The organism is Loktanella sp. DJP18 (assembly GCF_049310965.1).
Classification (GTDB): Bacteria; Pseudomonadota; Alphaproteobacteria; order Rhodobacterales; family Rhodobacteraceae; genus Loktanella.
In genome coordinates, this window is record NZ_JBMERN010000154.1 from 1 (window position 1) to 7,255 (window position 7,255).

General features: G+C 63.5%; 8 protein-coding genes. 4 read left to right on the top strand and 4 right to left on the bottom strand.

Features of this window, described 5'->3' with window-relative positions; all coding sequences use genetic code 11:
- Window positions 1–37 precede the first annotated feature (37 nt).
- Window positions 38–1,348 (bottom strand): tRNA (N6-isopentenyl adenosine(37)-C2)-methylthiotransferase MiaB, encoded by a 1,311-nt coding sequence (miaB, locus tag ACOI1H_RS22290; RefSeq protein ID WP_422440277.1) that lies wholly within the window; start codon window positions 1,346–1,348, stop codon window positions 38–40.
- Between the two features lie 114 nt (window positions 1,349–1,462).
- On the opposite strand from miaB, the gene ACOI1H_RS22295 reads away from it, so the two are divergent.
- Window positions 1,463–2,326: a hypothetical protein gene (locus ACOI1H_RS22295; protein WP_422440278.1), complete on the top strand. Its 864-nt coding sequence runs from the start codon at window positions 1,463–1,465 to the stop codon at window positions 2,324–2,326.
- A gap of 1 nt (window position 2,327) precedes the next feature.
- On the opposite strand, the gene ACOI1H_RS22300 is transcribed toward ACOI1H_RS22295, so the two are convergent.
- Both ACOI1H_RS22300 and irrA read right to left on the bottom strand, forming a co-directional pair.
- Window positions 2,328–2,831, bottom strand: a complete 504-nt coding sequence (locus tag ACOI1H_RS22300; protein ID WP_422440280.1) for an REP-associated tyrosine transposase — start codon at window positions 2,829–2,831, stop codon at window positions 2,328–2,330.
- A gap of 65 nt (window positions 2,832–2,896) precedes the next feature.
- Entirely contained in the window at window positions 2,897–3,331 is a 435-nt protein-coding gene (gene irrA / locus ACOI1H_RS22305; protein ID WP_422440282.1) for an iron response transcriptional regulator IrrA, read from the bottom strand.
- 159 nt (window positions 3,332–3,490) lie between these two features.
- Here irrA and fabA point away from each other — a divergent pair, with 159 nt between their 5' ends.
- Complete coding sequence (fabA, locus tag ACOI1H_RS22310; RefSeq protein ID WP_422440284.1) at window positions 3,491–4,000, top strand: bifunctional 3-hydroxydecanoyl-ACP dehydratase/trans-2-decenoyl-ACP isomerase; 510 nt, start codon at window positions 3,491–3,493, stop codon at window positions 3,998–4,000.
- Here fabA and ACOI1H_RS22315 read toward each other — a convergent pair whose 3' ends face one another.
- Window positions 4,001–4,687, bottom strand: a complete 687-nt coding sequence (locus tag ACOI1H_RS22315; RefSeq protein ID WP_422440285.1) for a glutathione S-transferase family protein — start codon at window positions 4,685–4,687, stop codon at window positions 4,001–4,003.
- A 215-nt stretch (window positions 4,688–4,902) separates the two neighbouring features.
- Between ACOI1H_RS22315 and ACOI1H_RS22320 the strand changes: the two genes are divergently transcribed.
- Window positions 4,903–6,132 carry a beta-ketoacyl synthase N-terminal-like domain-containing protein gene (locus tag ACOI1H_RS22320; RefSeq protein ID WP_422440287.1) on the top strand — a complete coding sequence of 410 codons (1,230 nt, stop codon included), beginning with the start codon at window positions 4,903–4,905 and terminating at the stop codon, window positions 6,130–6,132.
- 5 nt (window positions 6,133–6,137) lie between these two features.
- Window positions 6,138–6,923, top strand: a complete 786-nt coding sequence (locus ACOI1H_RS22325) for an enoyl-ACP reductase FabI (RefSeq protein WP_422440289.1) — start codon at window positions 6,138–6,140, stop codon at window positions 6,921–6,923.
- Window positions 6,924–7,255: the final 332 nt, after the last annotated feature.

The window sequence follows — 7,255 nt, forward strand, 5'->3', positions numbered from 1 at the left end:
ACTTAACGTCAACCAACCGCCGCCAATCCGGCCATTTTCATGGCACAAGCACGCCGCCCAGCGAATTCGGGCCCGCCGTGGTGATTCTGACCGCCCGCACTTGCCCCAGCACGTCGGACGGCGCATCGGCATAGACGGCATGCAAATAGTCGGACTTGCCGATCATCTGCCCTGCGATGCGTCCCGGCTTTTCGAACAGGACGCCGACGGTGCGTCCCACCATATCGTCCTGCACCTTGTGCTGCTGCTGAGTCAGAAGCGTCTGAAGCCGGGCAAGCCGGTCGACCATCACGTCTTCGGGCAACTGCGGTTTCTCGGCCGCCGGGGTGCCGGGTCGGGTCGAATACTTGAAGGAATAGGCCTGCCCGAATTCCACCGTGCGGATCAAGTCCAGTGTCGCCTCGAAATCCGCCTCCGTCTCGCCGGGGAAGCCGACGATGAAGTCCGACGACAGCATCAGATCGGGCCGCGCCGCACGGATGCGATCCACCAGCTTCAGATAGCTGCCTGCGGTGTGCTTGCGGTTCATCGCTTTCAGGATGCGGTCGGACCCGGACTGCACGGGCAAGTGCAGGTAGGGCATCAGCTTTTCGCAGGTGCCATGCGCGTCGATCAGCGCGTCGTCCATGTCGTTGGGGTGGCTTGTCGTAAAGCGGATGCGCTTCAACCCGTCGATCTCTGCCAGATCCCAGATCAGCCCGGCCAGACCCCGTTCGTGCCCGTGGTAGGCGTTGACGTTCTGCCCCAGCAGCGTGATTTCGGCGACGCCAGCGTCGACCAGATCGCGCGCCTCGTGCAGCACGCGGTCCGCCGGGCGGCTGACCTCGGCTCCGCGAGTATAGGGGACGACGCAGAAGGCGCAGAACTTGTCGCAGCCTTCCTGCACCGTCAGAAAGGCTGCCGGCGCACGGTGCGTCTTCGGGCGCGCCCTGAGGGTGTCGAACTTGTCGTCCTCGGGGAAATCCGTGTCCAGCGCCTTGGCCCCACCCTGCACGGCACGGTCCATCGCGGGCAGCCGGTGATAGCTTTGCGGGCCGACGACAAGGTCGACGACCGGCGCGCGCCGCATGATCTCTGCGCCCTCGGCCTGCGCGACACAACCCGCCACCCCGATCTTGAGGTTCGGGTTGACCTCTTTCAGCGCCTTCATCCGGCCCAGTTCCGAGTAGACCTTTTCAGCCGCCTTTTCGCGGATGTGGCAGGTGTTCAGCAGGATCATGTCCGCGTCTTCGGGCCGGTCCGTCGCGACATAGCCCTCGGTGCCCAGCGCCTCGGTCATCCGTTCCGAGTCGTAGACGTTCATCTGGCAACCGTAGGTCTTGACGAAAAGCTTGCGGGGTGCGGACATGGGACGCGGAACCTGACAGAAAGGGGACGGCCCTTCCCTACTGCCGATGGCGCAGGCTTGCAATGCAAGGCAATATCGCGGACCGTGCGCGCGATCCCATCCAGTGGCGTTCCCATGACCTTTTCAAGCCTCACGGAGTTTCTGAGCAAAGCACGCGCGGCCCTTGCCAATGGGCCGATCGCGATCATCCTGATGGAAGATTCCATCGAGGTCGACAGCACCCTGCGCCACCACCTCGATGCGGGGTTCAGGCAGGTCGTGGCGATCGGTGTGCCCGACATCGTCCTGGCCCCCGACATCGCGCCGCGCGTGACGCGTGTCCACCATGACGCGCTGTCTGACACCATCCTCGACGATGCGGTAAACGGCGTCATCGCCGCCGCCCCAGGTCAGTGGGTCCATTACGCCTACAACGCCGAATACCTGTTCTTTCCCTTCTGCGAGACGCGAACCGTGGGCGAGATGCTGGCCTTTTCGACAGAAGAGCGTCGCGACAGCCTGCTGACCTATGTGGTGGACCTTTATGCAGGCGACCTGACCGCCCATGCGAATGCGGTCAGCATGGAGGACGCGCATCTGGACAGGTCCGGCTATTACGCCTTGGCCCGCAAGGACAAGAACAACGCGTTCGCCGAACGGCAGCTTGATTTCTATGGCGGGCTGCGCTGGCGGTTCGAGGAACATGTGCCCCCCCCGCGTCGCCGCATCGACCGCGTGTCGCTGTTTCGCGCAAGATCGGGGTTACGGCTGCGCACCGATCACACCTTCAACCTGCCGGAATACAACACCTATGCCTGTCCTTGGCACAACAGCCTGACGGCGGCGCTGTGTTCATTCAGGACCGCCAAGGCGTTGCGCCGTAATCCCGGCTCTGCCCCGCATATCAAGACCTTCAAGTGGCACAACTCCGCGCCGTTCCAGTGGCATTCGCAGCAACTTCTGGATCTGGGTCTGATGGAGCCGGGGCAGTGGTTCTGACCTAGCGGCCGCCGTTGATGACACGCAAGTGCATGACGTGAGCATCACGGTCCGGGCGACCGGCCCGGCTGGCAAGGGAATACGGCCAATCGTCCGGGTCGGTGACCAGTCCGGCGTGAACGGGTGCCCCGCGAATCAGGTTTCGACATTCCAACAGGTCCATCGCGTTCGCGATCGGCTGTTCCCAGACACGCCGCTGCCAGAGCGCCAGTCCGGGTCCCTGCGCCGCGGCATGGGGAATGTGGCGCGCAAAGGTCGTCTTGATCAATTGCCAGCGCACCGCATGATCCTGATCCCCACGCGGCAGGGTCCAGATCGTGTGCAACCTGTCCGGAAGGACGACCGCATCCTCGATCGTGAAGGGGTGGCGGAACTGGCACAATCGCACCGAAAGACGCAGCAGGTCGATGTGCCGCGTCAGCAGATCACCTCCCGCATCCTTCAGGCGGACAGTGAAGAAAAATGTGCCGGGACCCGGCAGGAATTGGGGGCTGCAATGCGACATTCCGGCAAACTGGCCGGAAATGGTTAATGCTCTGTTAATTTTGGCGCAGGACCACGCGCAAAGCGTCAGCTGCGGCGCAACCGGATCACGACGTCGACGGCCACGATCTGCGCGCCAGCCGGGGCCTGCGGCAAGCCGCGGATATCCAGCGCCTCGCGCGGGGCGTCCGTCAGCTCGGCGGTGTCTTCCCAGTAGAAGTGCGGGTGATCGCACATGTCGGTGTCGAAATAGCTTTTGGCGCCGTCGACCGTGATCTCGCGCAGCAGCCCCGCATCGCAGAACGCGCGCAGGGTGTTGTAGACCGTCGCAAGCGACACCCTCTCGTCCCGGATGGCGGCGGCGGCGAACAATCCCTCTGCCGTGGCGTGGCGGTCCTGACCGTCACCCACCAGCAACGCGGCCAGCGTCAACCGCTGGCGCGTCGGGCGCAGTCCGGCCTGGGCAAGCCATTGGCCCGCCGTGTCGGTCGTCGCGGTGGATAGGTCTGCGAAATCGGTCATGCCCCCTTCATATGGGATCAAGGGCCAGCGGATCAACGTCTTTCCGGCAAAGGTCCAAGGCTTGCCCTTGCAAACGCCCGGATGTTAGAGGTCGAGTGACGTCGCAAACCCCAGCCCCGGCGCACATACCGCGCCCCTGCCCGGACCCGAAGGACTCTCATGGCCGATTTCCCCACCCATTTCGACAAGGACGCCCTTCTGGCCTGTTCCCGTGGCGAACTGTTCGGTCCCGGCAACGCGCAACTGCCCGCGCCCCCCATGCTGATGATGGACCGGATCACGGATATCTCCGGCGATGGCGGTGCCCATGGCAAGGGCCATGTCGTGGCGGAATTCGACATCACGCCGGACCTTTGGTTCTTCGACTGCCATTTTCCCGGCAACCCGATCATGCCCGGCTGCCTTGGCCTTGACGGATTGTGGCAGCTGACCGGCTTCAACCTCGGCTGGCGCGGCTGGCAAGGGCGCGGCTATGCTCTGGGTGTGGGAGAGGTCAAGTTGACCGGCATGGTGCGTCCCGACCGCAAGCGGCTGACCTACAAGATCGACTTCACCAAGGCGATCCAGACCCGCCGCCTGACCATGGGTGTCGCCGACGGCATCGTAGAGGCTGACGGCGACGTGATCTATCAGGTGAAGGACATGAAGGTGGCGCTCAGCGAAAGCTGATCAGCCTTTCAGGTTCAGGAAACGCTCGGGCATCCGGTCGCGGTAGGGGTAATACTGGAACCACGGCTGCGCTTCGATCAATGCGCGGCGATATGACGGGCGCGCCAGCAACCGTTCGAAATAGGCGCTCAGGTTGTGCCGGTCCGCGCCGAAAGGCACGATGATCCCGGCGTAGAACAAGGCCGGGGCCGCCGCACAGTCCGCGATCGAAAAGGCGTTGCCCGCTGCCCAGTCGCGGCCTTCCATATGCGTCTCGATCAGATCGTAGGTCCGCACGATCCGACCCTCTGCCTCTGCAGCACCGCGCGCGTCCCTTTCCGCCTTTGGCCGCAAGTGGTTCGCGACCAGTCGCTGCATGGGGTCGTGAACGTAGAGATCGAAGAGCCTGTCCCACAGACGGGCTTGCGCGCGGACGTCGGGGTCGGCGGGCAGCATTGGCTGCGGTCCGGCATGGTAGCGGTCGAGATATTCAATGATGATCGACGTCTCCGCCACCGTCTCGTTGCGGTCCGCGTCGTAAAGCACGGGCATCTTGCCGACGGGCCAAAGTGCCAGGAACGCGGCGTGCGATTCGGGGTCGCCGAAATTCACCATGACCTGCGTGAACGGGGTCTCCGCCTCGTAAAGCGCAATCAGCACCTTGTGGCAGGACGACGACAGCGGGTGCGCGTGCAGGCGGAGCGACATGGATGTCCCGTGCTGGCTGAATTGACCCCACGATAGCGGGCGCGACCTGCTGCGGCAAAGGATTTACGACAGGGCCAGTCCGACGCTTCATGTTGCGATCTTCGATGCCATACGCACCAGAATATGACGCCCGACGCCAAGATGCCTGCCCAATACGGTTGCGGCGCAGCCCTGCACTGGCCTAAACAGGGGTCAACAACCGAAGGAGAGCGCCCATGCGTCGCGTCGTCATCACCGGGCTTGGCATCGTATCGCCCATCGGCAACACCGCCGAAGAAGTCACCGCGGCGTTGAAGGCCGGGACCAGTGGCATCGAAGCATCGCCCGAAATGGCAGAGCATGGCTTCCGCAGCCGGATCGCCGGCACGCTGAAAATCGACCTTGCCGACCATGTGGACAAGCGCGCCCTGCGCTTCATGGGACCGGGCGCGGCCTATGCCCATATCGCGATGACGCAGGCCATCGCGGATGCGGGACTGACAGAGGACCAGATCGTCAACCCCATGACCGGTGTGATCGCGGGATCGGGCGGGCCGTCCACATCCGCCATGTTCGCCGCGCACCAGTCGGTGCTGGCGACCGGTGCCACCAAGCGAATCGGACCCTTTGCCGTGCCGAAGACCATGTCGTCCACGGTCAGCGCGAACCTTGCGACGGCATTCAAGATCAAGGGCATGAACTTCTCGATCACCTCGGCCTGCTCCACCTCGCTGCATTGCATCGGCATGGCGGCGCAGCAGGTGGCGCTCGGCACACAGGACATCATGTTCGCAGGCGGTGGAGAAGAGCTGGACTGGACGCTGTCCTGCCTTTTCGATGCGATGGGCGCGATGAGCAGCAAGTACAACGACACGCCCACAAAGGCGTCGCGCGCATTCGACGCTGGCCGTGACGGTTTCGTCATCGCGGGTGGCGGCGGCATCGTGGTGCTGGAAACGCTGGAGGGCGCGCAGGCGCGCGGCGCGCGCATCTATGCCGAGGTCACGGGATTTGCGGCCACCTCTGACGGGGCCGACATGGTGGCCCCGTCCGGCGAAGGCGGAGAGCGCGCGATGCGGCAGGCGCTGAAGACCCTGCCCGAGGGTCGCAGGATCAGCTACATCAACGCGCATGGCACCAGCACACCCGTCGGTGACGTGGGCGAGGTGGAGGCCGTGCGCCGCGTCTTCGGTCAGGGCAAGACACCGCCGATCAGCTCTACCAAGTCGATGACCGGCCACAGCCAGGGTGCCACCGGCGTGCAGGAGGCGATCTATTGCCTGCTAATGCTGCGGGACGACTTCATCGCACCGTCCATCAACGTCGAAACGCTCGACCCCGCACTGGACCCGTCCGAGATCGCCACGGTCAGGGTCGACAATGCCGGGCTTGATACGGTGATGACGAATTCGTTCGGGTTTGGCGGCACCAACGGATCGATGTTGTTGTCGCGGTTCAAGGGGTAGTGAGTATGATCGGATTGCAGGGGAAACGCGGGCTCATCATGGGGGTCGCGAATGATCGGTCGATCGCCTGGGGCATCGCCAAGGCAATGGCCGACGCCGGTGCCGATCTGGCGTTTACCTATCAGGGCGAGGCGTTCGGCAAGCGGCTGGAACCCTTGGCCGCAAGTGTCGGGTCGGACATCATGATCGATGTCGATGTGACTGACGACGCCAGCATGGACGCCGCTTTCGGGGTGCTGAAAGACCGCTGGGGCAGCCTCGATTTCGTCGTCCACGCCATTGCCTATTCCGACAAGTCCGAACTAGCGGGCCGGTTCATCGACACCACCCGCGCGAACTTCAAGAACTCGCTGACGATCTCCTGCTACTCGCTGATCGACGTCGCGAAACGCGCGTCAGAGCTGATGCCGGACGGCGGCACGATCCTGACGCTGACTTATCAGGGCAGCAACCGCGTGACGCCGTTCTACAACGTCATGGGCGTCGCCAAGGCGGCGCTGGAATCGGCCGTGCGCTACCTTGCCAATGACCTTGGCCCGCAGGGGATTCGTGTGAACGCGATCAGCCCCGGCCCGATGAAGACGCTGGCGGGATCCGCGATCGCGGGCGCGCGGCGCACCTTCAAGCATACGGAAATGAACGCGCCCGCGCGGTCGAATGCAACGCTGGACGCGGTGGGCGGCACGGCGGTCTATCTGGCCTCCGACGTGGGCCGCTTCACGACGGGAGAGATCATCCGCGTCGATGGTGGCTTTCACGTCCTTGGCATGCCGCAGCCGGATCATCTGTAGCGCCATTCCGATGTTTCGCAAAGAATCGGCGGGGGGCCAGCCCCCCGTCGCGATGCGACTCCCCCCGAGATATTTTCGGCCTTATGTATCAAACGCACCAAGCGTTGTTGACCAGATGCTCTCGGTTCTGTGATGTTGGAGAAACTGATGCAAGCCAAGGGTATCCCGTGCGTATAGTAAAAATCGTTATGATGCTGGGTTTTATAGCCATCAGCGCATTTAACGCAGCGGTCTTGGCCTTCTGGTGGCATTCCACAGAAAAGACGATGGTTATGCCGGTCAGCTCCGGCTACACCATCGAAGCGTTGGCCTTAAGCGTGACAATTTTAGAG